The 25,691-nt window shown below is 65.7% G+C and carries 15 protein-coding genes and 2 pseudogenes (1 of these 17 running past the window's edge); 7 read left to right on the top strand and 10 right to left on the bottom strand.

Annotation, left to right across the window (positions count from 1 at the left end; translation table 11 throughout):
* Nucleotides 1-26 precede the first annotated feature (26 nt).
* On the top strand, nt 27-824 hold the full coding sequence (locus tag CEY09_RS00185; protein ID WP_234818188.1) for a helix-turn-helix domain-containing protein: 798 nt from the start codon (nt 27-29) through the stop codon (nt 822-824).
* A gap of 171 nt (nt 825-995) precedes the next feature.
* Here the strand turns inward: CEY09_RS00185 and CEY09_RS00180 are convergent.
* Nucleotides 996-1,247 (bottom strand): annotated as a pseudogene (locus CEY09_RS00180) (MBL fold metallo-hydrolase); the annotation flags it as partial.
* On the opposite strand from CEY09_RS00180, the pseudogene CEY09_RS00175 reads away from it, so the two are divergent.
* Nucleotides 1,243-1,821: pseudogene (locus tag CEY09_RS00175) on the top strand (LysR substrate-binding domain-containing protein); the annotation flags it as partial. The pseudogenes CEY09_RS00180 and CEY09_RS00175 overlap by 5 nt on opposite strands.
* 163 nt (nt 1,822-1,984) lie before the next feature.
* On the opposite strand, the gene guaA reads toward CEY09_RS00175, so the two are convergent.
* Nucleotides 1,985-3,577 (bottom strand): glutamine-hydrolyzing GMP synthase, encoded by a 1,593-nt coding sequence (guaA, locus tag CEY09_RS00170; RefSeq protein WP_006224234.1) that lies wholly within the window; start codon nt 3,575-3,577, stop codon nt 1,985-1,987.
* A gap of 103 nt (nt 3,578-3,680) precedes the next feature.
* The gene (gene guaB / locus CEY09_RS00165; RefSeq protein WP_006224233.1) at nt 3,681-5,141 is read right to left on the bottom strand and encodes an IMP dehydrogenase; all 1,461 of its coding nucleotides are present in this window, start codon (nt 5,139-5,141) and stop codon (nt 3,681-3,683) included.
* A 255-nt stretch (nt 5,142-5,396) separates the two neighbouring features.
* Here guaB and CEY09_RS00160 point away from each other — a divergent pair, with 255 nt between their 5' ends.
* The gene (locus CEY09_RS00160; protein ID WP_088587091.1) at nt 5,397-6,014 is read left to right on the top strand and encodes a DUF2239 family protein; all 618 of its coding nucleotides are present in this window, start codon (nt 5,397-5,399) and stop codon (nt 6,012-6,014) included.
* Nucleotides 6,015-6,174: 160 nt separating this feature from the next.
* The gene (locus CEY09_RS00155) at nt 6,175-7,578 is read left to right on the top strand and encodes an HdeD family acid-resistance protein (protein WP_088587090.1); all 1,404 of its coding nucleotides are present in this window, start codon (nt 6,175-6,177) and stop codon (nt 7,576-7,578) included.
* 4 nt (nt 7,579-7,582) lie between these two features.
* Here CEY09_RS00155 and CEY09_RS00150 read toward each other — a convergent pair whose 3' ends face one another.
* On the bottom strand, nt 7,583-8,635 hold the full coding sequence (locus tag CEY09_RS00150; protein WP_234818186.1) for a D-cysteine desulfhydrase family protein: 1,053 nt from the start codon (nt 8,633-8,635) through the stop codon (nt 7,583-7,585).
* Nucleotides 8,636-8,776: 141 nt separating this feature from the next.
* On the opposite strand from CEY09_RS00150, the gene CEY09_RS00145 reads away from it, so the two are divergent.
* On the top strand, nt 8,777-9,157 hold the full coding sequence (locus tag CEY09_RS00145) for a DCC1-like thiol-disulfide oxidoreductase family protein (protein WP_088587572.1): 381 nt from the start codon (nt 8,777-8,779) through the stop codon (nt 9,155-9,157).
* Nucleotides 9,158-9,185: 28 nt separating this feature from the next.
* Here CEY09_RS00145 and CEY09_RS00140 read toward each other — a convergent pair whose 3' ends face one another.
* The gene (locus CEY09_RS00140; protein WP_088587089.1) at nt 9,186-10,070 is read right to left on the bottom strand and encodes a LysR family transcriptional regulator; all 885 of its coding nucleotides are present in this window, start codon (nt 10,068-10,070) and stop codon (nt 9,186-9,188) included.
* A gap of 176 nt (nt 10,071-10,246) precedes the next feature.
* On the opposite strand from CEY09_RS00140, the gene CEY09_RS00135 reads away from it, so the two are divergent.
* The gene (locus tag CEY09_RS00135; protein WP_088587088.1) at nt 10,247-11,242 is read left to right on the top strand and encodes a Bug family tripartite tricarboxylate transporter substrate binding protein; all 996 of its coding nucleotides are present in this window, start codon (nt 10,247-10,249) and stop codon (nt 11,240-11,242) included.
* Between the two features lie 45 nt (nt 11,243-11,287).
* The gene (locus tag CEY09_RS00130; RefSeq protein WP_088587087.1) at nt 11,288-12,253 is read left to right on the top strand and encodes a 2-hydroxyacid dehydrogenase; all 966 of its coding nucleotides are present in this window, start codon (nt 11,288-11,290) and stop codon (nt 12,251-12,253) included.
* Between the two features lie 24 nt (nt 12,254-12,277).
* Here CEY09_RS00130 and CEY09_RS00125 read toward each other — a convergent pair whose 3' ends face one another.
* The 5 genes in view from CEY09_RS00125 to CEY09_RS00105 are tightly spaced (at most 19 nt apart) and all read right to left on the bottom strand, a layout consistent with a single transcriptional unit that may run on beyond the window.
* Entirely contained in the window at nt 12,278-13,075 is a 798-nt protein-coding gene (locus CEY09_RS00125) for an efflux RND transporter periplasmic adaptor subunit (protein ID WP_088587571.1), read from the bottom strand.
* 19 nt (nt 13,076-13,094) lie between these two features.
* Entirely contained in the window at nt 13,095-15,077 is a 1,983-nt protein-coding gene (locus tag CEY09_RS00120; protein WP_088587086.1) for a preprotein translocase subunit SecA, read from the bottom strand.
* Nucleotide 15,078: 1 nt separating this feature from the next.
* Entirely contained in the window at nt 15,079-17,232 is a 2,154-nt protein-coding gene (locus CEY09_RS00115) for an efflux RND transporter periplasmic adaptor subunit (protein ID WP_088587085.1), read from the bottom strand.
* A 10-nt stretch (nt 17,233-17,242) separates the two neighbouring features.
* Nucleotides 17,243-19,066, bottom strand: a complete 1,824-nt coding sequence (locus CEY09_RS00110; protein WP_088587084.1) for an efflux RND transporter periplasmic adaptor subunit — start codon at nt 19,064-19,066, stop codon at nt 17,243-17,245.
* Nucleotides 19,059-25,691, bottom strand: partial view of a DUF4347 domain-containing protein gene (locus CEY09_RS00105; protein WP_088587083.1) — the final stretch only. 25,989 nt of this gene lie beyond the right edge of the window; 6,633 of the gene's 32,622 nt are visible here — the last part of the coding sequence; its start codon lies off the right edge, out of view; the stop codon is at nt 19,059-19,061. Before CEY09_RS00105 ends, CEY09_RS00110 begins: the two co-directional genes overlap by 8 nt.

The following is a 25,691-nucleotide window of genomic DNA, read 5'->3' as shown; positions in this document are numbered from 1 at the left end:
GCACTGCATGTCATGATAAAAGATTAATGATCAATATTTTTTGGAAAATCATGATCGAAAGTTCCAAAATCGAGCGAAAGCATGATCGGCTGGTGGCGTTTCTAAAAGCCTTTTCTCTTAGCGCAACGCATTGCGAATCAATAGAAGAGGCCAATCTCCTCATCGTCGATATGGAGGCTTCGGGTGACCCCACTCATTTGCTCTATCGAGCGCGCTCAACCGCAACGCTGCCGGCAGGAGCGGGGCTGTGCGCTGCTACGAAAATAAGCTTTGGTGGCGATGTCAATCCGCTCGTCGGTGCTTTACCTGATGAGTTGCGTTTCTCGCTGGCTGACGATTTGCAATTACTTGAATTGTCGAAACTGATCGTGGCCGAGGTGACCGTTGCTCGCTGCGGTGGAGGTTCCATCCGGGCGAGGTTGTGTGAGGTCATTGTGGTTCTGGCGATCCGCAAAGCCATAGCAATTGGTACGGTCGATGCAGGATTGCTGGCGGGGCTTGCCCATCCCAAGCTGCACGTCAGCCTCATTGCGATGCACGATGATCCCGCGCGGAATTGGCAAATTGCGGATCTGATGGTCCTATCGGAAATGTCGCGCGGACCATTCATTGCAGCCTTCAAACAGACCGTTGGCCAGTCGCCCGGCGCATATTTGAATGGATGGCGTTTAGCGTTGGGGCGCGCACAACTGCTCTCCGGCCGCAGCGTCAAAGCGGTGGCGGCAAGGGTCGGCTTTGGAAGTGCCGCGGCATTTTCTCGTGCGTTTTCACGCAAGTTTGGCTATCCACCGACTCAGAGCAAGTTGCAACATTCAGTCGTATGAGACCGTACTGATCTGAGTGGCGCCGCTTGCGGCAAGCACTCCCCTCAGAATGGAGCCCGCGTGGGGGGGGATTACTATCCTAGACATCACTGCCGCCCGCTAAGCTTCATAGAGAATCTCGTAGCGCGTACCTTTGCGTTTGATGTGGCCAAACCCAAGCTCGCCAAGGTGCATGCCAGCAAGTGCAAGATTCGCTATCAACTTTCCACCCCATTGCTTGAACCCACCAGCTCCCGCGTCGATGAGGATCGTGCGCCCTCTTCCCTGCACCAGGTAACAGTTGATGTAGATCGAGGTTGGGTCGCTCACGCCTGCATCCTGCTGCAACTTGGACGCCTCCATAGGATCGATGTTGGAGAGCAAACTTAGATTTGCGCAAAGGTATCCGTCACTGATGGCCGTGACCGTCGATTGAGTGCCCAACGGAGAGCGTTACGCGGTCCAGGTTCGCGAATCGCTAGACCGGCTGGATCGGGACAGCCAGTACTTGATGGAGCAGCCTAATGATGGCGCGAGCCTAGACATCGCCACCATCCCGACGTTCGCGATGCGATGGCTCATTCCTCGCTTGTCAAGATTTCAGCAGAAGCATCCGAACATCACTGTGCATCTTGCCGAGCGCATGGACCCCTTCGTCCTGGCCGGAAGCGGATTTGATGCCGCTATCCATTTCGAGCACCCAGCGTGGACGGGAATGCGGACTCACCCGCTGTTGCATGAAGTGCTGGTTCCGGTTTGCCATCCTGAACTTCTGACAGGACGCAAACGACAACCCACACTGGAGGAATTGCCGCGCTTGCACCGACGACAGAACCCGGAAGCTTGGCTTCAGTACTCCCAGGAGACGGGAACCCCGCTGAGCAATCTGGTGGCCCCGTGGCCAGAGGGAAAAACCATTTCCAAAACCTTCTGCCTCGTCCTCCCCGAGCCCATCGGATTGAGCAGAGAGCCAATACAAGCGTTTGCTCAATGGCTGCTCGACGAAGCGAAGACATGAACGGCGGTTACAGAAGCGATGGTGTCTACGCTTATCACACATGCGAGCGCAGATATCGGCCGCGAAATCAGGCTCGCCCCCAAACCACACAATCGACTGTTTTCTCCGCAATGAAAAAGAGCGCCGAAGCGCCCTTTTCATTTACCTCAATCGACCAGCAGGATCACTCCCACTCAATCGTCGCCGGCGGCTTGCTCGACACGTCGTACACCACCCGGTTAATCCCGCGGACTTCATTAATAATCCGCGACGAAACCCGAGCCAGCAGCGGATGCGGCAGCGGCGCCCAGTCGGCGGTCATGAAGTCGAAGGTCTGTACGGCACGCAGGGCCACCACGTATTCATACGTGCGGCCATCGCCCATCACGCCCACCGACTTGACCGGCAGGAACACGGCAAACGCTTGCGACGTCAGCTCGTACCAGGTCAGGCCGCTGGCTTCGTCCTTGGTGTTGCGCAGTTCTTCGATGAAGATCGCATCCGCGCGGCGCAGCAGTTCGGCATATTCATGCTTCACTTCGCCCAGGATCCGCACGCCCAGGCCGGGGCCGGGGAACGGGTGGCGGTAGACCATCTGCGGCGGCAGGCCCAGGGCCACGCCCAGTTCGCGGACTTCGTCCTTGAACAGTTCGCGCAGCGGCTCCAGCAGTTGCAGGTTCAGCGTGTCCGGCAGGCCGCCCACGTTGTGGTGCGACTTGATGGAGGTGGCCTTGCCCGTCTTGGCGCCAGCGGATTCGATGACGTCGGGGTAGATCGTGCCCTGGGCCAGCCACTTGGCGCTTTGCTGCTTGCCGGCTTGTTCCTGGAACACTTCGACGAATTCGCGGCCGATGATCTTGCGCTTGGCTTCCGGGTCGGCGACGCCGGCCAGTTTGCCCATGAATTGCGCGGTGGCATCGACGTGAATGATCTTCACGCCCATGTTTTCGGCAAAGGTCTGCATGACCTGCTTGCCTTCGTCCAGGCGCAGCAGGCCGTGGTCGACGAACACGCAGGTGAGCTGGTCGCCGATGGCCTTGTGGATCAGCGCCGCGGCAACGGAGGAATCCACGCCGCCGGACAGGCCCAGGATGACTTCGTCGGTGCCGACTTGCTCGCGAATGCGGGCAACGGCTTCGGCGACGTAGTCGGGCATGTTCCAGTCGCCCTGGCATTCGCAGATCTCGTTCACGAAGCGGGCCAACAGGGCCTTGCCTTGGACGGTGTGCGTGACTTCGGGGTGGAACTGGACAGCGTAGAAGCGGCGGTCTTCGTCGGCCATGCCGGCGATGGGACACGACGGCGTGGAGGCCATCAGCTTGAAGCCCGGGGGCAGCTCGGTGACCTTGTCGCCGTGGCTCATCCAGACCTTCAGCATGCCGTGGCCTTCAGGCGTGGTGAAGTCGGCCAATCCGTCCAGCAGCTTGGTGTGGCCATGAGCGCGGACTTCGGCGTAGCCGAATTCGCGGTGGTCCGAGAAGCTGACCACGCCGCCCAGTTGCTGCGCCATGGACTGCATGCCGTAGCAGATGCCCAGGACAGGCACGCCCAGCTCGAACACGGCGTGCGGCACGCGCATGGAGCCTTCTTCGTAGGCGGAAGCGTGGCTGCCCGACAGGATGATGCCCTTCAGGCCTTGCGCCATCTGTTCGCGCACGAAGGCGTCGTCGACGTCGCCCGGGTGGACTTCAGAATAGACGCCGGCTTCGCGCACGCGGCGGGCGATCAGCTGGGTGACTTGCGAACCGTAGTCAAGAATGAGGATGCGCTGGTGCATGGAGACTCTACCCGTTAGAAATAAAACCGCACCGGCAGAACCGCTACAAGATTTTGCGATTCTGCCGGTGCGTAATGCATGACATTGTAGTTGACTGTGTAGATCAGTCGGCGCGGTAGTTAGGCGCTTCCTTGGTGATCTGCACGTCGTGCACGTGGGACTCGCGGACACCAGCAGAGGTGATTTCCACGAATTCGGCCTTGGTGCGCATGTCGTCAATGGTTGCGGCGCCGCAGTAGCCCATCGAGGCGCGGATGCCACCGACCAGTTGGAAGATGATGGCCAGGACGCTGCCCTTGTAGGGGACGCGGCCTTCGATGCCTTCCGGAACCAGCTTGTCGGCGTTGTTGGACGGGTCTTGGAAGTAGCGGTCGGCCGAGCCGTCCGTCATGGCGCCCAGGCTGCCCATGCCGCGGTACGACTTGTACGAGCGGCCTTGGAACAGCACGACTTCGCCCGGTGCTTCTTCCGTACCGGCGAACATGCCGCCCATCATGCAGGCGAATGCGCCGGCGGCCAGCGCCTTGGCGACGTCGCCCGAGTAGCGGATGCCGCCGTCGGCGATCAGCGGAACGCCCGTGCCTTCCAGCGCCTTGGCGACTTCGGAAATGGCATGGATCTGCGGCACGCCCACACCCGCCACGATACGCGTGGTGCAGATGGAGCCGGGGCCGATACCGACCTTGACGCCGTCGGCGCCGTACTCGACCAGCGCACGCGCAGCGGCGGCAGTGGCGATGTTGCCGCCGATGACTTCAACCTTGGGGTAGTTCTGCTTGACCCAGCGCACGCCTTCCAGCACGCCCTTGGAGTGGCCGTGGGCCGTGTCGACGATCAGGACGTCAACGCCTGCCGCGACCAGCTTTTCCACGCGCTCTTCGGTGCCGGCGCCCACGCCAACCGCTGCGCCAACGCGCAACTGGCCTTGGCCGTCTTTGCTGGCCATCGGGTGTTCGGTGTTCTTGACGATGTCCTTGACGGTGGCCAGGCCACGCAGTTCAAAGCCGTCGTTCACGATCAGCACGCGTTCCAGACGGTGCTTGTGCATCAGGGCCTGCGCCTCATCCAGCGTGGCGCCTTCCTTCATGGTGACCAAGCGTTCCTGCGGCGTCATGATGTTGCGCAGGGGCTGATCCAGGTTTTCTTCGAAACGCAGATCGCGGTTGGTCACGATGCCGACCAGCTTGCGGCCTTCGACCACCGGCAGGCCCGAGATGCCATGCTGGCGCTGCAACGCAATGGCGTCGCGCACTTTCATCTGGGGGGTGACGGTGACCGGATCGATCACGATGCCGAATTCGTGGCGCTTCACACGAGCCACTTCACGGGCTTGGGCATCGGCGGACAAATTCTTGTGAATGATCCCGATGCCGCCCTCTTGCGCCATGGCGATGGCCAGACGCGATTCGGTGACGGTGTCCATGGCGGCGGACACAAGGGGGATATTCAGGCTGATATTGCGAGTCAGGCGCGTGGCCAGGGAGGTGTCGCGCGGCAACACCTCGGAATACGCAGGCACCAACAACACATCGTCGAAGGTGAGCGCTTTTTGAACGAGACGCATGGGTAACTCCGGGCGCAAAGCAAGATTATACGCCGCCTGCATGTTTTGACTAGGTGTTGACCCTAGGTTTGTACGGAATTTTTGCAGTCTGGCAAGTCAGCGAATGCAACGAACCCGACTGGTGATGTGACCCCGATTTCTAGTGAACAATCTCACTCGAAGAACAATTCTACCCGGGCAATATTGACTTATATTTTTACCCGGATCATAATCCGCACCAGCTTAACTCCACTCGGGCACGGGAACCCTACCGCCATGTCTAGCACTGCCTCCCCCCTTTCCTACACCGCCTTCGAAGGCCACCGCATCCTGGCCACGGGGCACCTGGCCGACGTGGCGCTGGCCGTCAAACGGGCCATGAATGCGTCCGACCGCGAGGCGGTGCTGGTCTTTCAGGACGGCACGGGCCAACAGACGGACCTGGACTTGCGCGGCGACGACGCGCAAATCGCCGCGCGCCATGCGCCGCCGCCTGCCGCCGACTTGCCCGCCGTCGAAGCCGACGCTGTCGATGCGGCGGATGCGCAGCCCCGCGGGCGCGGCCGGCCGAAGCTGGGCGTCGTGCCGCGTGAAGTCACCCTGCTGCCCCGGCACTGGGACTGGCTGGGCGCGCAACCCGGCGGCGCCTCGGTGGCGTTGCGCAAACTGGTCGAGCAGGCGCGCCGCGACAACGAGGCGCGGGATGAGCGGCGCCTGCGCCAGGAAGCCGCCTACCGATTCATGTCCAGCATGGCCGGCAACCTGGCCAGTTTCGAGGACGCGACCCGGGCGCTCTATGCAGACGACCGCGAGCGCTTTGCGCAGTGCATTGCCACGTGGCCGCAGGACGTGCGCGCCTACGCGATGGGCCTGGCCTGGCCAGCGCCCGATTAAGACGAATCGTTGCAGGGCACGCTACCCGGCGGCCCTGCGGACTGCGGAATCGGATGGGAAACCGCATTGAAGGATTGCATTAACGTGTTCAGAATCAACCGGGTTTCGGTACCATGCAGTTCTGACCTCCTATCCGCCTACCACTTTCCGGACCGCTGGCATGCCACAACTTGTATTGCTGCTGTTGGGAGTCCCCTATCTGCGCAAACGCTGGCGCGCCTTGTTCGCAGTCGGCGCATTCTTTCTGGCGGCTGGCATATGCGTCTTCATCGACGCGCTGGACAACGCGCTCTATTTCCCCTTGAATGCCTTTGCCGTCCTGTTTATTATTGAAGGACTGGCCACGCTGCTGATCGCCTCTTCCGGCGTGGGCGGCCAGCGTGTCTTGCGCTACACCAAGGGTGTATTCGTGCTGCTGGCGGGCACGCTGATCCTGATCGGGCACCACCACGGGCACTTCGCGCTATCGATGATCTTTGGCGCCTTATTCCTGATGGACGGGGTTCTGCAATGCCTGGCCGCCTATGTCGTGCGCTACGACCGCTGGCGCTACGCCTTCGCCGGAGGGGTGGCCGAAATCCTGCTGGCCATTTTCTTCTTCCAGCCCTACCCCACCAATTACGTCGGCACGGTGCCGTATTGCCTGGGCCTGTTCCTGGCCATTGCGGGCCTGAAACTGCTGTGGCTGGCGCGGCGCGTCAAGCACCTGGCCTCGAACCCGGCCTTCGCCGCCAACGATTCTTCGGATTTCCTGCCGGCCGCGCCGGCGGCCGCGTCGCCCGTGTGGGACGGCCCGCCCGCCGATTCCGAGCGGGCGCTGACCGTCCACGTCTGGACGCCGTCCGGCTCGGCCAAGGCACAAACGCGCAACTATCCCGTCGTTGACCGCTACATCGCGGCCGTCGATGTGAACGGCGTGATCTCCACCGGCCACGCCGCCTTGGAGTCCCCGGAAGGCATCTATATCAGCCTGTATCCCAAGGAAGAAATCGACCGGTCGCCCGATGAGTTCGGCAACCTGTTGCGCGCGACGCCCGACAACGACATCCCCGGCGTGTACCAACCCGACTATGCGACCGAATCCAAGGCCTGGTGCCCGTCCACCATGCGCGTGCGCATCCGGAATTACAACCCCGACAAACTGGCCGCGTTCTGGAACGAGTACCGGCAGAACAGCACCTACAACCTGACCCACCGCAATTGTTCAAGCTCGGTGGCGCGGGCGCTTGATGCCGCGCTGGACGGCGTGGTGGGCCGGCTGCACGGCAGCCGGGCGGGATGGCGCGTGCTGATCCGGCTGCTGTTGACGCCAGAGCTTTGGGTGGCCTCGCAGATCCGCAAGCGCGCCATGACCATGGCCTGGACGCCGGGGCTGACGCTGGACTATGCCCGCGCCATGAGCATGCTGGCCGATCCGCGCCCGTTCGGCTGGTGGAAGATGTCGCAGCAGGCGTTGCGCCAGATCGCCGGATTGCGCGCGCGGTGGCGGGCGCAGGACCGTGGGGCCACGCAGCGCGGCCAACAGGCGTCGGCCGACCTGCCCGGTGCGGGGCCCGAAGCGTGAAGGCCTAGCCGCGGTTGGCGCCAGTCGCCCGCGTCGGCTCGAAGGCGCTGCGATAGGCGAAAAGGCCAGGCTGGCCGCCTGTCATTACGAACAGCACGTTCGAGCCGGGCGCGTACTTGCCCTGTTCGATATCGGCCAGCAAGCCCGCGAATGCCTTGCCGCTGTAGACGGGGTCCAGCAACCAGCCCTCGGACCGGGCAACGGTCGTGACCGCGTCCAGCATTGCCGATGTGGCCGCCCCGTAGTGCTCACCGCGATGCGATCCATTCACGCGGATTGCGGAGACGGCGGGTGACGCCAGCCCAAGCAGCTCGCACGCGCCGGCCACCAAGGCGTGGGTCGTGGCGATGGTCTGAGCTTCGACGGCCAGAACCCCATATCCCTGAACCAGGCCGGGGTCTCGGCCCGCCGCGTAAAAGCCGGTCACCAGACCGGCTTGCGTCCCGCCGCTGCCGTTGGCGACCGCCACGGTCGAGAATTCCACGCCGAGTTCGCGTTCCTGGTTCAGGATTTCCTGGGCGCAGCTGACGTATCCCAGGCTGCCCAGCGGTGTCGAGCCGCCGGTGGGAAGCACGACAACGCGCCGACCTTGGGCGCGCAGCGCTTCCGCGCGCGCCTGGGCCGCGGTCAGACTGTCCGTGCCTGCCGGTGCGATGGTGACCCGGGCCCCGAACAATGGGTCCAGCAGCATGTTGCCGTTGTACTCGTATTCCGCGTCATCCCGGGGCACGGCGCGTGACAGGACCAGTTCACAGGCCAGGCCTGTGACCGCCGCGGCCGCCGCCGTCAGGCGCGCATGATTCGACTGCAGTCCGCCCACGGTGATGACGGTATCGGCGCCATGGGCCAAGGCGTCGCCCAACAGGAATTCCAGCTTGCGCAGCTTGTTCCCGCCCCCGCCCAAGGGCATGAAATCGTCGCGCTTGACGTAGAGCTGCACGCCTTGCAGGCGCCCCTGCACGGCGGCGGCCAGACGATCCATTCTTTGGATCGGCGTCGGTGCGCCGACAAGCGAAACCGTCGGAAACTGGTCCAGGGGAATCTTTGCGGTGGTCATGCTGGAGTACATCCCTTTGAGTGTCGAATGTGGGCGCCGCAAGCGCGACGGGTCGGGCACTTTTTTATCACGAACGAAATGCGCTTTAATCCGTATAGGCGGGCGGGATTCCCGCGCCCGCGCAAAAATATAGGGGGCCCCATAGCCACGCCCAAGAACTTCCTGCTGTATGACGGAGACTGCCCCTTTTGCTCGAACTACGTGCGGATGCTGCAACTGCAGAAGGCCGTGGGCCCGATCGACCTGCTTAATATGCGCGACCACCCGGACCTGGCGGTGGCCTACAAGGCACAAGGGTACGACCTGAACCAGGGCATGCTGCTGCATCTGGACGGCCAGGATTATTGGGGCGCCGACTGCATCAACCGGCTGGCGCTGATCAGCACCGGCAACGATTTCTTCAATAGCGTGAACGCCGCCGTCTTCCGCAACCCCTGCCTGTCGACGGCGCTCTACCCCTTCATGCGCACAGGCAGAAGCCTGGCGCTGACCTTGCTGGGCAAGAAGAAAATGCAGATGTGACGGCCGCCGTCGCGGCCGCCCGGTTTACTCACTTGGCCGCGACGCCCGCCACCCGCTGCAGGAACGCGTCCAGCGCGGGGTTGTCATGCTGCGCGTGCCAGGCCAGATACATGTCCGCGTATAAATCTCGCTGGCCGATCGGCCGGAACTCCACGCCTTCAAACCGCAGTTCCCGCGCCGAATCCGGCACGATGCCCGCGCCCAAACCCGCCCGCACCAGCGCCAGCAAGGTGTGCGTCTGCCCTGCGCGCTGAACGTAGTCCGGCTGCACGTCGGCCAGCCCGAACGCGCCCACGATACGGTCATAGAAGTACTTGCCTTCCCGGGGCGAATACAGCACGAAAGGCTGGCCCTGCAACAGGCGCAACGGCACGGTGTCGTGTTCGCACAAAGGGGAGCCTGCGGGCAACGCCAGCACCAGGGGCTCGCGTTCGACCAGCCGCGATTCGATGCCGGCCTGTTGCGGCACGCTACGCGCAAGGATGGCGTCCAGTTCGCGCGCCAGCAGCAGGCGCGCCAGATCAGTGCTGACCGTTTCGCGAAGCTGGATTTCAACGCCGGCCAGCAGCTTGCGCGCCTGCATGATCAGCGACGGCATCAGCCGATACGACGCGACCGCGGTGAAACCCAGCGTGATGTGCCCGGCCTCGCCCCCGGATGTACGCCGCGCGGTGGCAGCAGCGCGCGCCGAGAATTCCAGCAAGTGCCGCGCATCGCGCAAGAAGCGCCTGCCTGCCGCGCTGAGCAGTACCTGCCGGCTATTGCGTTCGAACAGCGTCACGCCCAGATCCTGCTCCAGCAACTGGATCTGCCGGGACAGCGGCGGCTGCGTCATGCATAGCCGTTCGGCCGCACGGCCGAAGTGCAGTTCTTCGGCAACGGCGATGAAACACTCCAGCTGACGGAATTCCATCGATTCAACTCTTGAATTGATCAATGCTATTTATAGCTCGAACGGCTATCCATCAACAGCCGTTTCTATACTCCGCGACAAGGCCGCCCGCCGGCCCGCAGGAACCAAAGGAGTACCTACGCAGCACGTTTTTTCGCGGCAGACGCCGCTTCCCACACCAAAAAGAGAAGAGAGACATGGAGACAACCCCCATCGCGCGACAACGCGTCCGGCTCATCGCCGCGGCGCTGGCCCTGGCCGCCACCGCCGCGTTGCCTTGTAATGCCAGCGCCGCCGGGTACCCGGAGCGCCCGATCAATCTGATCGTCCCCTTTTCACCGGGCGGCGGCACCGACATTTCGGCCCGGTTGCTGGCGGCCGCGCTGGGCGACAAACTGGCGTCGTCAGTGGTAGTGGACAACCGCCCAGGCGCGGGCGGACAGATCGCCGCAGATCTGGTGGCGCGTTCGCCGGCCGACGGCTACACCTTGCTGTTCGCCAATTCCGGGATGCTGGCCATCAACCCGTGGATCTACAAGCTGCACTCGGATCCGGCGACGGCCTTCGCCCCCGTTTCGCTTTTCTCGGACCTGCCCTTCGTGCTGGTCGTGCCCACGGGGCTGCCGGCCAAGAACGTGGCCGAACTGGTAACGCTGGCGCGTGCCGAACCCGGCAAGCACACGTTTGCCAGTTCCGGCACAGGCGGCGCCCCGCACCTGTCCGCCGAAATCTTCCAGCAAGCCACCGGCGTGGACCTGATGCATGTGCCATACAAAGGCGGCGGCCCGGCCATGACGGACCTGATGGCGGGCCGCGTGGACATGCTGTTCGCCTCGGTGCTGGAAACCATGCCCTACGTAACAGGCGGCAAGTTGCGGGCGCTGGCGGTGACAGGCGCCGCACGGTCGCCCGCCATGCCAGACGTGCCGACCATTGATGAAGCTGGCGTGAAGAACGCGCAATCCGGATCCTGGACAGCCGTGTTGGCGCCGGCCGGCACCCCGCCCGCCGTCATCGACAAACTGTCGCAAGCGATCCGAGAGATTGCCGCCGACCCCGTCATGAAAGCCAAGCTGGAATCCCAAGGCGCGGTCGCGCATGGTTCCACCCCGCAGCAGTTGCAAGAGCTGGCCGCCAGCGAACGCGCGCGCTACGGGCAGATCATCAAGACCCGCAATATCCAGACGAACTGATCCCCATCCGGCCCGGTCACCGGGCCTTTCTCATAAGCCGTATCCATGACAGATTCCCTGCCCGCCTCCTCCGCCCACCTGCTGATGGTCGGCCCCTTGCTACCCGAGCTTGTGGCCGATCTGGAATCCCGCTATCGCGTCCACCGCCTGTGGGAAGCCGCCGATCCCGCCGCGCTGCTGCGCGAACAGGGGCCGTCCATTCGCGGCATCGCCACCAGCGGCCGCTTCGGCGCCACCCGCGAACTGATCGACGCCTTGCCCGCGCTGGAGGGCATTTTCAGCTTTGGCGTGGGCTACGACACCATCGACCTGGCAGCCGCCCAGGAACGCGGGGTGGTCGTCACCAACACGCCCGGCGTGCTGGACGCTTGCGTCGCCGACACGGCGCTGGCGTTGATGCTGGCGGCGCCGCGCCGCATCGTCGAGGCCGACCGCTTCGTGCGTGCCGGCCGCTGGCCGAACGAAGGCTTTCCGCTGGCCACACGCATGAGCGGCAAGCGCTGTGGCATTGCCGGACTGGGCAACATCGGCCTGCAGATCGCCCGCCGCGCCGCGGCCTTCGACATGGAAATCCTGTACACCAGCCGCAAACCGCGCGCCGACGCCCCGGCCGGCTACCGCTATTGCCCGGATATCAAGTCCTTGGCGGCCGAATGCGATTTCCTGGTGCTGGCCGTGCCCGGAGGCAGTGCGACCCGCCACCTGGTGAATGCGGAAGTGCTGGACGCGCTGGGGCCCCAGGGCTGGCTGATCAACATCGCGCGCGGCACGGTCGTGGACGAAATCGCGCTGGTCAGCGCCTTGCAGGACAAACGCATCGCCGGCGCGGGCCTAGACGTGTTCGAGCACGAACCGGCAACGCCGGCCGCGCTGAACGCGATGGACAACGTGGTGCTGCTGCCGCACATCGCCAGCGGCACGCACGAAACCCGCCGCGCGATGGCGGACTTGATGGTCGCCAACCTGGATGGCTGGTTCCGGGATGAAAAGGTGCTGACTCGGGTGGTGTGACCCAACGCCAGGCCACGCCTGTTTTCAGAACTTGACCGAACACCGGATCCCCGACGGGATGGCATTGCCGTCATTGGGCACGCGCAGCAGCACCGTAAAGGTGCCGCTTGCCGCGTCCATGACCCGGTCGATGCGCCACACCTTGGCCTGCAGCGGCTTGCCGCTGATGGCCTGGTTCACCGTAACCTCGGCACCTGCGTCGGCCTTGATCTGCCCGTACAGGCCTTCGGGGACGACCACCTTCACCAGCAAGGGGTTGATCTGCGCCAGCTTGACGATCTTGTTGTCGTTGACGCGGTCACCCGGCCCCGCAAAGCGTTCCGCGACGACACCGTCGAACGGGCTCTTGATGCTGCGCTCGGCCAGGATCGCCTGCTGCAGCGCCACCTGAAGCTGCGCCTGGCGGCTGCGCGAGGTCATTTCGTCGTAGTCGCCGGCCGGCAACAGTTGGCGTTTGAACAGGTCGGCATTGCGCTCGACGACGCGGCCCAGGTAGGCCGCTTCGGCGCGGCGCAGCCCCAAGGTGGCTTCGTCGACGCTGGTGTTCAGCTCGGCCACCACCTGGCCTTTCTTGACGACGTCACCGCGCTGTACCAGCACATTGCTGAGCACGCCCGCCGATGCGCTGCCCAGCTCGGACACCTGAAACGGTTCGATCAGGCAGGCCATCGGCGCATGCAGATTGTCGCCCTGCGTGGACAAGGCCGGCTCCGTCAATACGGGCAGGCGGGCATCCGGCGGAAGGCCCTGGGCGCGAACGCCGGTGGCGGCAAGCAGGCCGGCCAGCAAGGCGGGGCAAAGCAGTCGAAGGCGTAGCGTCATGGGATGGGATCTTTGCATGTCAGTCGCCCTGCCCGGAAAACGACAGGGAGTTTTCAAGTTCTTCATCCGCGGCCACCATTTGGCGGCGGTCGCGGGCCAGTTTTCGTTCGGTGCGGGCTTGCGCAAACCGCAACCAGCGCGCGGCCAACCCATGCCATCCCTGAGCGCGGGGCGCGCGCAGGATCTGCATGGGCTTGGCCCACGCGCTGCCGGTCACGCTATCCAGCACCGCGTCTTCCAGCGACAGAATGGCCTCGACATGGCCCGGGTCGCCCTGGCGCCCGCAGCGGCCTTCGAGTTGCCGGTCGATGCGTGCGGATTCATGCCGTTCGGTCAGGATGACATGCAGGCCGCCGGCCTCGCGCGCGGCGTCGGACAGCGGAATGTCAGTGCCGCGCCCCGCCATGTTGGTGGCGATCATGATGCTGCCGATCTCGCCAGCCCGCGCGATCATGTCGGCTTCGTCGGCGTCTTGCTTGGCGTTGAGCACCACGGCGGGCAGGCCCGCCTGAGCCAGCACCTGCGCCACCTGCTCGGACGCCGCGACGGAGCGCGTACCGATCAGGATCGGCACCCCTTGCTGGTGCAGCGCGCGGGTGCGGTCGCGCACCGCGGCCCATTTCTCGGCCAGCGTGGGGTAGACGGCATCCGGCGCGTGCCGCCTGCGCGACTTGCGATGCGTGGGAATGCGCACTACCGGCAGGTCATACACGCGGCCCAGTTCGGCGCGGATCTCGGCCGCGGTTCCCGTCATGCCCGACAGCAGCAGATAGTGTTTGAAAAAACGCTGGTAGCTGATGCTCTTGAGCGTGGCGCGCGGTTCGCTCAGCTCCAGCCCTTCCTTGTGTTCCAGCATCTGGTGCAGGCCCTGGCCCCAGGACCGGTCCGGCATCACGCGGCCGGTGAACTCGTCCACGACCATGATTTTCTCGTCGCGGATGATGTATTGCTCGTCCAGCCGGTACAGATGCAGCACGGTCAGCGCGCTTAGCACCAGTTCCTCGCGCCGGAACGGGATGCTCCAGGGGGCAGGCAGCGCGGCGCACTGCCCGCGCAGGTATTCGCGCCCCAGCTCGGTCAGCGTCACGCGGCGCTCGCCGCGGTGCAGGCGGTAATGCTCGGGCACCATGCCGCCCGCCAGTTCCATGGCCTGGCGCGTGACCTCAGTGGTGTCGTCTTCCTGCACGCCCGAAATGATCAGCGGCGTGCGCGCCTCGTCCACCAGCACGCTGTCTGCCTCGTCCACGATGGCAAAGCACAGACCGCGCAGGTACAGCTGGTTCAGCCTGCCCTGCGCCCCGCGCAAGCGCTCCAGGCGCAGCGCGTCTTCGTCCTTGTCGCTATCGAGCACGATCAGGTCGCGCAGGTAGTCGAACACCAGCGTCTTGTTGGAACAATAGACCACGTCCGCCTGGTAGGCCTTGCGCCGCGCGGGGATGTCCATTTCCATGCTGACCCACGCCACCGACAGGCCCAGCGCCTCGTAGATCGGCCCCATGATCTGCGCATCGCGTTCCACCAGGTAGTCGTTGGTAGTGATGACGTGCACGGGCAGACCAGCCATGGCGACTGTGGCGGCGGGCAGCGTCGCCGTCAGCGTCTTGCCTTCGCCCGTATGCATTTCGGCCACCATGCCTTGCAACATGGCCCAGCCGCCCAGCAATTGCACATCGAAATGCGCCTTGCCCAGCGCCAGCCGGCCCGCTTGGCGGATCAGCGCGAAGGCACGCGCGGCGCTCTCCTGCGTGATGCCATTGGCGCGCAGGTCGAATGCGATGTCGTCTGCGCGCCGACGCACGCCTGCCAGGTCGATATCGCCCAGCGCCGCGGTTTCGCGCCGCACGCGCGACAGGATGCGCCGGGTGCGCCACAGCGGTTCGCGCCACTTGCGACCCAGCCAGCGCAAGGTGCCCGTGCCCCAGGCTTCCAGCTTGTTGGCATGGCGCTCGCTCTCCTTTTCAGGATAGAGCGGGTCGGGGTTCAGGGCGGCAAAGGCGTGCATGTCAGAACCGGAACTGGCGCAGCACCATCTGGCGCACGGCATCGTAGGCTTGCAGCGCGACCGGGCGGGGCTCGTGGGAGAACTTCACGTAGACGCGCGCGCCCAGATAGGCGCGCGGCGCGTCCTCGGGCAGGGTCAGGTCCATGACGAACAGGTTTTCGGACGATTTGGCGCGCCCTTCCTGCGATTTGCGCGGGTCCACGCCGATGCTGCCCCCACCTTGCAGGCTGAGCGCCAGACTGGGCAATTCGTCGGTGGCGGCGGGCACCTCGCGGGCGATCGTGGCCACGAATTCCTGCCCACTGTCCTGCACCAAGCGGACGCGCACATCCTTGAGCGACCGGTGGATACGCTCCAGGCTGGACTGCGGCACGACGACCCGCACGGTCTCGGCATCCGTCAGTACATAGCCCAGCAACTCGCCGCGCTGCACGTAGCGCCCCGTCATGTCTTCGGGCTGCGCCGACACATAGCGCCCGGCGTGCGGGCTGCGCACCTGCTGCGCCTGCACCTGTTCCTGGATCGCCCGGCGCTCGGTTTGCAGGCTGGTCCACTGGTGGCGCATGATGGCCGCCTGCACCTGGTTTTGCGCATAGGCCTGCACGTAGCGCGCCTGGTATTCGTCAACCTGCGCGGCCAACATGGCGTCGCGGCGAATCAATTCATCGTTTTCCAATGCCATCAGCGGCGCGCCCATCCCCACGGGCGCGTCATCGGCCGCCTGGCGGGCCCGGACAAAGCCGGCCACGGGCGCCCTGACCTGCGCGGTCGGCGGCACCCAGACGACGCCCTCCGTGTCGGTGGACGACGGCATGGGCACCGCGCCCACCAGGCCTGCCACGCCCAGCACACATAACCCGCAGATCACATAGGAACGGAAGCGGTGAGCCTGGATCTGCGGGTCGGCGTAGAACTGGCGACCCAGGCGCCACAGCGGCATCACGATCGTGTTGAACAGCGCCCACATCGCCAGCAGCACGCCGAAGAAAAAGAACTGCCCGGCCATGATGAAGATGGCCAGGAACATGATGAACATGCGGTAGCAGAAGGACAGCACCGCATACCCGACGAACCAGGCGCGTTCGCCCGGGGTGGCGCGCGGCGCCTCCACGCCGCGCAGGCCCAGCGCATAGCGTTTGAACAGATAGCCCAGGTAGCCGTTGGAACGCTGGCCCAGGTTGGGGATCTCGATGGCGTCGGACAGCACGTAGTAGCCGTCATAGCGCAACAGCGGATTGCCGTTCATGAACAGCGTGGACACGCCGCACAGCACGATGACGGTATAGGCCAGCGACCGGCCCAGCCCCGGATCCAGCTGCGTCCAGGCGATCATCGCCACCGCCGCCAGGAACAGTTCCACCAGGATCCCTGCCCCGCCCACCAGCATGCGCCAGCGCTTGTCCGCGAAGGCCGAGGCCGCCGAGGCGTCCACATACGGGATGGGCACCAGCAGCAGGAACATCAGGCCGATTTCATGGACCTCGCCTCCGCGCGCCTTCACGGCGCAGGCGTGCCCGAGCTCGTGGATGGCCTTGACCACCGGATAGACCAGCGCCATGGCCAGCACGTTGCCGGTGGAAAACACCTGGTCCCAGATGTTGTGCGTCAGCGTCTGCCAGTGCATGGCGCCCAGCGCCGCGCCCGCCCCGACCACGCCCAGCCACAGCAAGGCGCCCACCCAGGTGAACAGCCAGCGGTAAGCCGGAAGCAGGCGCGTCAGCCAGCGGTCGGGGTCCAGCAACGGCATCTTCAGCGCGCTGGGGTTGCCGATGTATTGCTTGACCTTCTGCATGCGCTGGCGCTTGCGGCGTTCGACCAGATCGCGCACGTCGGGCGCGCGATCGGTGGTCAGCACGTCGGCGCGGTGCAACTGCGCCATGAGGCGGATGACCTCGTCCTGCGGCATGGCGTCGTCATCCAGCTGGCCGCAGGCGATTTCCCAGATCTCCTGCACCGTGCGGCGGCCGTCCATCAAGCTGATCAGCAGGTTGGCCTCGGGCGTATAGCGGTGGAATTCGCCATTGCTCTGGTCTTGCATCACGTACCAGACCTCGCCCCGGTAAACGTGGCGATGGATATGGATGTGCGAACGCAGCCGCGGGCGCAGCGTGCTGACCCGGTGCCAGGAATTGCTATAGAGCGCGGTGCTAGACATCTTCTGCTCGTCAGCCGAACCAGCCCCACCATTTCAGGCGTAGCCAATCAAAAAACCCATGCGTCCAGATCCAGACGTAGCGGCGCTCATCGATGTCGATGCGCCCCACGCCCTCCATCCCCGGCCGCAAAGCCGGCGCCGACTTCGGGTCCAGGCTGGCTTCCAGGCGGAACACCGTCTTGCCTTCCTGCACCTGCGCCAGGGGCACGATGCGCGTAACCGTGAACGGAATCTGCCGGTCGGGCATGGCGGCCAGCGCCACCCGGCCGGTCTGGCCCACCGCCACGTCGTCGATCAGCCGATCTTCCACGTCCAGCCACAGCCGGTAGCCGTCCGGCGGCGACAGCTTGAACAGCTCTTGCCCGCGCTTGACGGCTTCGCCCAGCTGCTGGCTCAAGTCGCCGCTGACGATCATGCCGTCAAAGGGCGCGCGCAAGGTCGACCGCTGGACCTGTTCCCGGTAGAACTGGATTTGCGCCATAGCCTGGCGGGCCTGGGCCTGCGCGATGGCGGCGGCCGCGCTGTCGCCCCGCGCCGACGCCTCTTCGGCCTGGCGGCGGTACTGCACTTCCAGATTGCCGGCGCGCAGCAGTTCCAGTTCGGTCTCGCGCGTGTCCAACGCGGCCAGGGCGTCGCCCTGCTTGACGTCGTCGCCCGCGCGGTGCGTCGCCTCGCTGATGTAGCCGTCGAACGGCGCCGCCAGCACGCGCTGCACCACGCCCTGCACGGTGGCGGTAGCGCTGATGCGGTACGGGCCGTGGGCGAACACGCCGAAGGCGACGGCGGCCACCAGCGCCAGCGCCAGCAATTTGCGCCCGATATGGCGCGGTCCCAGCAAGCGGCCCGATTCGCGCAAGGCCCCATCGCGCCATTTGCGCCAGAAGGGCCGTTCCTGCTGCAAGCGTTGATAGAGCACCCGGCCGGTCAAGAGCACCACGCTTTGGCAAAGCTCGATGCTTTGCCGGTCAAATGGCTGGTTGTCGGGGCGTTCAAACACCAGCGCGCCACGGGCCTCGTCTTCCGGCGCGAAGGGCACGGTCAGCACGTTGCGGTTGCCGAATTCGCGCGCCAGCTTTTGATGCGCGCGCAGCTGGATCGTACGGCCCTCGTCCTGCGGCAGGCACAGCGTCGTGTTCTGGTCGATGGCCTCGTCCATGGCTTCGGCGACGCTGCGCATCAGGTTCATGTTCTGAACCAGCCGGCTGCTGTGCGACAGCGCATACACCTTGCTGCGGCCATCCTGGCGAAAGCCGATGCTGACCCGGTCGCACTCCAGCCGGGTGGCCAGGTCGGTCACCAGGGTCAGCGCCACGTCCTTGAACTTCCCTTCCTTCAGTGCGCGCGCCACGCTGTTGATCACGACCATCAGACGTTCGACCGTCTGCGCGCTGTCGGTTTCCTGGCGTTGCAGCAGCCAGAATTCCAGCACGCCCGTCCCCCAGCGCAGCGCCTGCACCAGGGGTTCGGGCGCCTGCATGGCGGTCTCGAAGGCCGCCACGCCATGGACGCGCCCGGCCAGGACGATGGGATAGGCCACCACCAGCGCATGCGCATCGGCCGACACCGCGACCTCCCTGCCCTGCAGGGATTCGTCCACCGCGCCGTAGAACGACGCGCACGGACGGCTGCCCACGGGATATTGCGACACCGCCTCGAATGGGCCGGTGTCCGGCTCGCCCAGGATCAACGCGGCGTGACGCACCCCCGCCAACTGGCCGGCCTGCAAGGCCAGCCACGCGTCCAGGAAAGACTGGCGGTCGCTGGCGCCCGACAGCGCCGACCACCAGGCCAGGTCCGCGCGCTTGACCTGCGCGGGCACGACTGCATCATTCATCCTCGCTTCCAATCTCCGTAAGCTGGGGAGCCTCGCGCCGCACGCTCAAGCCGCGCTTGCGGGCGGCCTTCGGTTCCCACGTATTGGTCTTCGAATTGAACACGACCGTGCCGTTGCCCGACGTGCCCAACGCGCCGCTCAATCCCAGCAAGCCCACCCCTGCCGCCATCGCCACCCGTTCGGCCGCGGACGCGCCCGACGCAGGCTCGGCGGCAGCCGCCGAATGGTCGGCCTGGCCTTCAGCGCGCAGCGCCGCTTGCTCGCCATCCGGCAGCGTTGCGACCGGCTGCGCGTCGGCTTGCGGCGCTTGCTCGTCGGCCGGTTCCACGGGCGGCGCCTTCCGAGATGCCGGCTGGGGTGCGGCCGACATACCGCCCGCATAGCCCTGGCCGCCATCCTGCACCGTCTGATCGGTGCGCATCGATACCTCGTCCGCCGCGGCCGACGAAGCATAATCGGAAAGCCCGCCGCCGTCGCGGTCGATCACGATGTCCGGGCGCGCCGCGCCCAGGCGGATGCGGTCGATCAGATCCTGCACACCGCCATTCAGGTAGCTGTCCGCGCCCCAACGGGTGGACAGCGCGCCGAACACCGGCCGCGACCAGTCGCCGAAGTTGCCGTTCCACGAGAACAAGTCCTCCATCGCCCGCGTGATCAGGTCGGGGGTGTTGCCGCCCTGGCCGAAGCGAGTCAGGTTGATGATGCGGCCGCTTTCCGGCTGGATATAGATTGCCGCGAAGTCGCCCACCATCACGTCCTTGGAGAGGCTGCCGCGGAAGTTGTCCGCGCCAATGCCGCCCAACATGACGTTGTTGCCGGGGCCGGCCAACAGGATGTCGTCGCCGCCGAACGCGATGTCGATGGTTTCGATCAGGCTCATGCGGTCATTGACCAGCACCACCCGGCCGTTGTCGCCGAACATCACGTTGTTGCCCGCGCCGCTTTCCAGCAGGTCGGCGCCCATGCCGCCGATCATCACGCCTTCGCCGTTGTTGTAGAGGCTGTCTTTGCCACCCACCGACGGATGCGTGGACTCGAACATGGCGATGCGGCCGCCGGCCGTGAACAACGCCCGCGCGCCGTCGCCGGCGATCAGGTTGAAGCCGCCCGCGCCCACGGCCCGAATGATGTCGTCGCCCATGCCGCCAAACAGGGCGTTGCGGCCGGCACCCACCGTAATGGTGTTCAGGCCGCCCGCCGGCAGGTTGATCGTCTCCAGCATCTGCAGGCCGGCGCCCGCGAGATAGCGCGCGTCCGTACCCGGCGCCGCGGCGTCGATGAAGTCGCCCCGGTTACGCAGGTAGTTCACCGGATCCACGGTGACGATACGGCCGAAGTTGGCAAACACGATGTTGTTGCCGTCGCCCGCCGTGATCGTATTGCCGCCGGCCGCCAGCAAGTCGGCCGAACCGCCCACCGCCAGGCCTGCAGCCTGCTGCGGCGTCAACACCAGCGTCAGCGCCGCCAGCGATTGCACATCCGCCGTTGCCGCCGAGCCCATGTTCATCGGCGTGCCCAGGTCGATATTCATGCCGGCGTTGCCGAACACGATGTTGTTGCCCTGGCCCGCATGGATGACGTTGTTGCCGCCGCCACCCGCGATCAGGTCATTGCCCAAGCCTCCGTAGATCAGGTCGTTGCCCGCTCCGCCGTACAGGATGACGCCCTGCGTGGTGGTGCGCGCGTCCAGCACGTTGTTGCCCGCGGTGCCGAAGTGCAGCGCCTGCCCCGCCACGCGCTGTCCCGGCAGCGCGGTGTAGTAGGCGTCGTCCTGGCTGGTCGACCCGAACAGCAGCACCGGACGGTCGGTGCCGCCCACGGTGCTGCCTTCGGCGATCAGCAGGTTGTTGCCGCCACCGCCCTGCACCAGCGTCACCGTGCCGACCGTGGCGTGGCGCACCGTATAGGTGTCGTCGCCCTGACCCAGCATCGTGTTCACCGACTGCACGCCGTGGAAGAGGATGCCGCGGTCGTACACGTGCGTGCCCGCCTGGCTGGCTTGCGACACCGTGCCGCCGGCACCGCCCAGGCCCGGCGTCATGCCCAGCCCGGTGATGCGGCCGAAGTCGCCCGCTTGCGCGTTGTCATACACGCGGTCCAGACCGCCCATATTGTCGACCTGGTCCTGCATGCCGGTCTGGCCGGTGGTGGTGCCGTCGTTGAAGAGGCGGATGCGGTCATTGACCGGCGAGGCCGAGGCCACGCCGTCATACCGCGCGCCCAGCACGCCGTCGGTTTCGCCCGGCAGGCCCACGCCGGCACGCAGCGTGGCGTCGTAGTCGGGGCGGTCCAACGTGTCGCCCTCGATCAGCAGCGTGCCCTGAATGCCCGACACGTCATGCGGCTGGTCGCCGTAATTGGCGTAGCTGACGCCGGTCACCGGATCCACCGTGATGATGGGCTGATCCGTCGCGCGCGGGTCGCGCACCTTGCCCGGCTCGTTGGCGGGGCCGGCATAGGCCGGGTCCGCCACGCGCACCAGAATCGGCGGCAAGGCCACGTCTTGCAGGCCCGGCAGCGTCGTGAAGAGCGAAGCCGACAGATGCAAGTCCCGGCCCGCCAGGCTCAGCGGCGGCAGGCCTGCGCCCACGCCATCCTCGACCTTGACCAGCACCTGCTGCATCGCGCCCCAGGCTTGCGCTCCCACGCCGTTGGCGTCAAACGTCAACACCACGCTCTGGTGCCACGTCAGCCCGCCGTCGGTAGACAGGAGCAGACCGCGCCCTTGCAGGCTTTGCATGGCGGCGGCAAGCGAGTCGGCCGCGTTCAGGCCCACGCCCTGCGTCAGCGACCCATACAAGGCCGACGCCACCATGGCGCTACTCAGCGACACATACGCCTGGCCCGTGACCGGGCGCGGCAGCACGCTGGCGTCCAGGTTGACCGACAGCGACAACGTATTGCCGCCGTTGGCGTCCAGCTGGCCCGGCTGCGCCGTGATGCTGACCGGTTGCGCGCCATCGAACACATCGCGCGCGCCGCCACGGCCCGTCACGATGGTATTGCCCGCCACGTCGCCCGACAGATCGAAGGTGTCGCTGTCGCGCCCGCCAATCAGCGTCGTGATGACGTTGCTGCGCGTGGACAGCACGTAGATGTGGTCGTTGCCTTCGCGCGCATCCAGGTTGACGCGCTGGATGTTCTGGTAGCTGGTGTTCAGCCCCGCGCCCCGGATGCCTTCCTGCGTCAGCACAAAGGCGTCCGCGTCTTCCGAGCCCAGCACGGTGTAGGTGTTCAGGCCCTCGCCGCCATCGATCGACACGGGGCCGTTGATGACATAGCCGCGCTCGCCATTGGCCTGCACTTGCGCTTCCTTGAACGCGTAGACCATGAACTCGTCATCGCGACGGCCGCCATAGAGCGCCAGCGGAGCGGCGTTGCTGTAGATGCGGAACACGTTGCTGCTGTTCTCCGCGCCGTACAAGGTCAGGCCAAAGCTGTTGCCGCGCGACAGATAGCCTTGCGTCGTCTGCACCGTATCGATCGTGTCGCCCGCACCCACGTTCGGGAACTGGCGATCCAGCGCGTACAGCTGGCCGACCTGGTACTCGTTGTGCTTGGTCGCGTCGCTACCCAGGCCGCCGTCGATCACCACATAGGTGCTGGTGTCGTCGATGTAGAAGCGGTTGCCGCCGTCCACGGCGTTCAGGCGCAGCCCGCCCGTCATGCTGCGGTCGTAGTTCACGCGCTGCACCTCGTTGGCGTAGCCCGCGCCCTGCGGCGTGATCTTCGCAACGAAGTGCTCGCGCACCAGGAAGGTCTCGTCGTCGGTGGTGCCGTTGATGGTCAGCGTGTTCACATCCGACAGGTTTTCCAGCCCGTTGTCGTCGGAATCGTGGACGTTGATGACAATAGACGTCAGCGCGGCCGCCAGATTCACGATGATGTGATCGGCGCCCCGGCCGCCATCCACGTCGACGCGGTCCGTCACGCCGGGCACGCCCTGCTGGCTCGTCAACGACGGCAATTGATCCAGCACGATCAGGTCGTTGCCGTCATTGCCATGCAGCGACACGCCACCGGCCAGCGCGCGCGCCGACAGGTAGATATAGTCGTCGCCCTCGCCCGCCAGCACCGTTGCGCCACGGGCCAGCAGAATCCGCGCCATCCAGATCTTGTCATTGCCGGCGCCCGCGTCCACGGCCAGATGGCCCAGGAAGTCGGAGTCGGCCAAGGTGATCAAGTCCACGCCTGCGCCGGTCGCAATGTCGGTCGCGCCGCCGATGGTTACCGTGTCAAGCAGGATCACGTTGTCGCCGTCGCCGGCATCCACCGTCAACGATCCGATCAAGCCGCTGTCCAGCAGCGTTATCTGGTCGTCACCGGTACCCGTCGTGATGGCCGAGCTGCCGCCGACCGTTACCGTGTCCAGCAGCACGGTGTTGTCACCGTTGCCCGCATCCACAGTCAAGGCGCCGGTCAGCGCCGTATCGACCAAGGCGATCTCGTCCTTGCCGATGCCGGCCGTGATCTGCGTATCGCCGCCCACGGTCACGGTATCCAGCAGCACGACATTGTCGCCATCGCCCGCGGCTATCGTCAGCGTACCGGTCAAGTCGCTGTCCACCAGCCCGATCAGGTCGTTGCCCGCGCCGCTCGTGATGCGCGTATCGCCGCCCACGGTCACCGTTTGCAGCACGACGCCGTTGTCGCCATTGCCGGCCGCCACCGTCAGGTCGCCCGTCAGGCCACTGTCCACCAGCGCGATCAGGTCATTGCCCGTGCCGGTGGTGATGGCGGTGTCGCCGCCCACCGTCACGGTATCCAGCAGCACAAAGTTGTCGCCATTGCCGCCGTTGACCGTCAATGCGCCGGTCAGCGCGCTTTGCTGCACGGTGATCTGATCGATGCCCGCGCCCGCCGTGATGGCCGTCGCGCCCGCAATGGTCACGACATCGAGCAGCACGACGTTGTCGCCATTGCCCACATCCACCGACACCGCGTCGCCAAAGCCGCTATGCGTCAACGTGATCAGGTCGGCGCCCGCGCCGGCCAGCAGCGTCGTGACGCCGCCTACCGTCACGGTATCCAGCAGCACGGCGTTGTCGCCGTTGCCTGCATCCACCGTCAACGCGCCCGTCAACCCGCTGTCGAGCAAGACAATGGCATCCGCGCCCGCCCCGGCCGTGATGGCGGTATCCGCGCCCACGGTCACCGTATTCAGCAGGATCGTGTTGTCGCCGTCGCCCGCGTTGAGGGTCAGCGCGCCCGTCAGGCCGCTGTCCAACAAGGTGATGGCGTCCACGCTGGAACCGGTGGTGATGGCGGTATCATCGCCCACAGTCACCGTGTCCAGCATGACGGTATTGCCGCCGTCGCCCGCGTTGAGGGTCAGCGCGCCCGTCAGGCCGCTGTCCAGCAGGGTAATGGCGTCCACGCCGGAACCGGTGGTGATGGCCGTGTCTCCGCCCACCGTCACCGTCTCCAGCAACACCGTATTGCCGCCGTCGCCCGCCGTCAGCGTCACCGAACCCGTCACGCCGCTGTCTTGCAGCGTGATCTGGTCGGCGCCGATGCCGGTGACGATGACCACATCGCCATCCACCGTGGACGCGTCCACCAGGATGACGTTGTCGCCGTCGCCGCCGTCCACGTTCAGCGTGCCGGCGATCATGGTCTGGGTGACCGTCACGGCGTCATCGCCCAGGCCCGCCAGCACCGTCACATCGCCGCGCACGTCCGTAGCGCCGAAGGTGATCGTGTCGTCGCCGCCCAGGGTGCGCACGGTGGTCTGTTGCTGGTTGACGAGCTGCGCGTTGACCAGGATGGTGTCCTGACCCGCCCCGCCCGTTACGTCCAGCAAGACGCCCTGGGTCAGCACGCCGCCCGCCAGCCCGCCGCCGATGTCGGCCGTGCTGCTGAAGGTGATGGTGTTGTTCCCGCCGTCGCTACCGTAGACATAGATCTCGGGCGCCAGCAGGCGGCCGTTGACGTCCACCGCCGACGCCTTGCCGTAACCGGCGGCGCCACGGTCATCGCGGTCAACGCGCAGATTCATGCGCTGGCCCGCCTGGATCAGGCCGCCCGCCTGCAGGCCGCTGCGGCCCGCCACCGACAGGTTGTTGCCCGCCAGCAGGCTCAGCACGCCCACGGTACGAATCACCGTGTCCGGCGCCAGCACGATATCGCCCGACGTACCGGCCTGGCCCGCCTCGTGGCGCGCCACCAGCCAGGCGTTGCGCGCGTCGATCTGCCCCACGTTCAGGGACAGCGCCTGCGACACGCCTTGCGCGTCGGTCGCAGCGCCCACCTGCACCAGCGCCACGTCGCCGCGCGCCTGCACATTGATGGTGGACGCCTGCCCCACCGCCGCCACGATCAGCGCGTCATTGAAGGCCGCGCCTGCGGTGTCAGACTGCATATACGCGCCCACCGAGCCGCCCGCCACGAAGAACAGGCTGCCGCCCGTCACCACCGCGTCGCCGCGGCCGTTGGACAGGCCCGGATGCGCGGTCTTGTCATTGACGATGCTGGCGGCGCTCGTCAGATGCACCTCATCACGCGAGCGCGATTCCACCCGCGCCAGCACCAGATCATGCGATCCGATCTGGCTGATCGATACCGAGCCCAGCGCCGAGGCGACCAGATAGCCGGACATGTCCGTCAGCAACGGCGAACCCAGTTC

The sequence above is a fragment of the Achromobacter marplatensis genome (genome assembly GCF_002209535.1).
Taxonomy (GTDB): domain Bacteria; phylum Pseudomonadota; class Gammaproteobacteria; order Burkholderiales; family Burkholderiaceae_B; genus Achromobacter; species Achromobacter marplatensis.
This window is presented reverse-complemented; position numbering and strand designations above follow the sequence as displayed.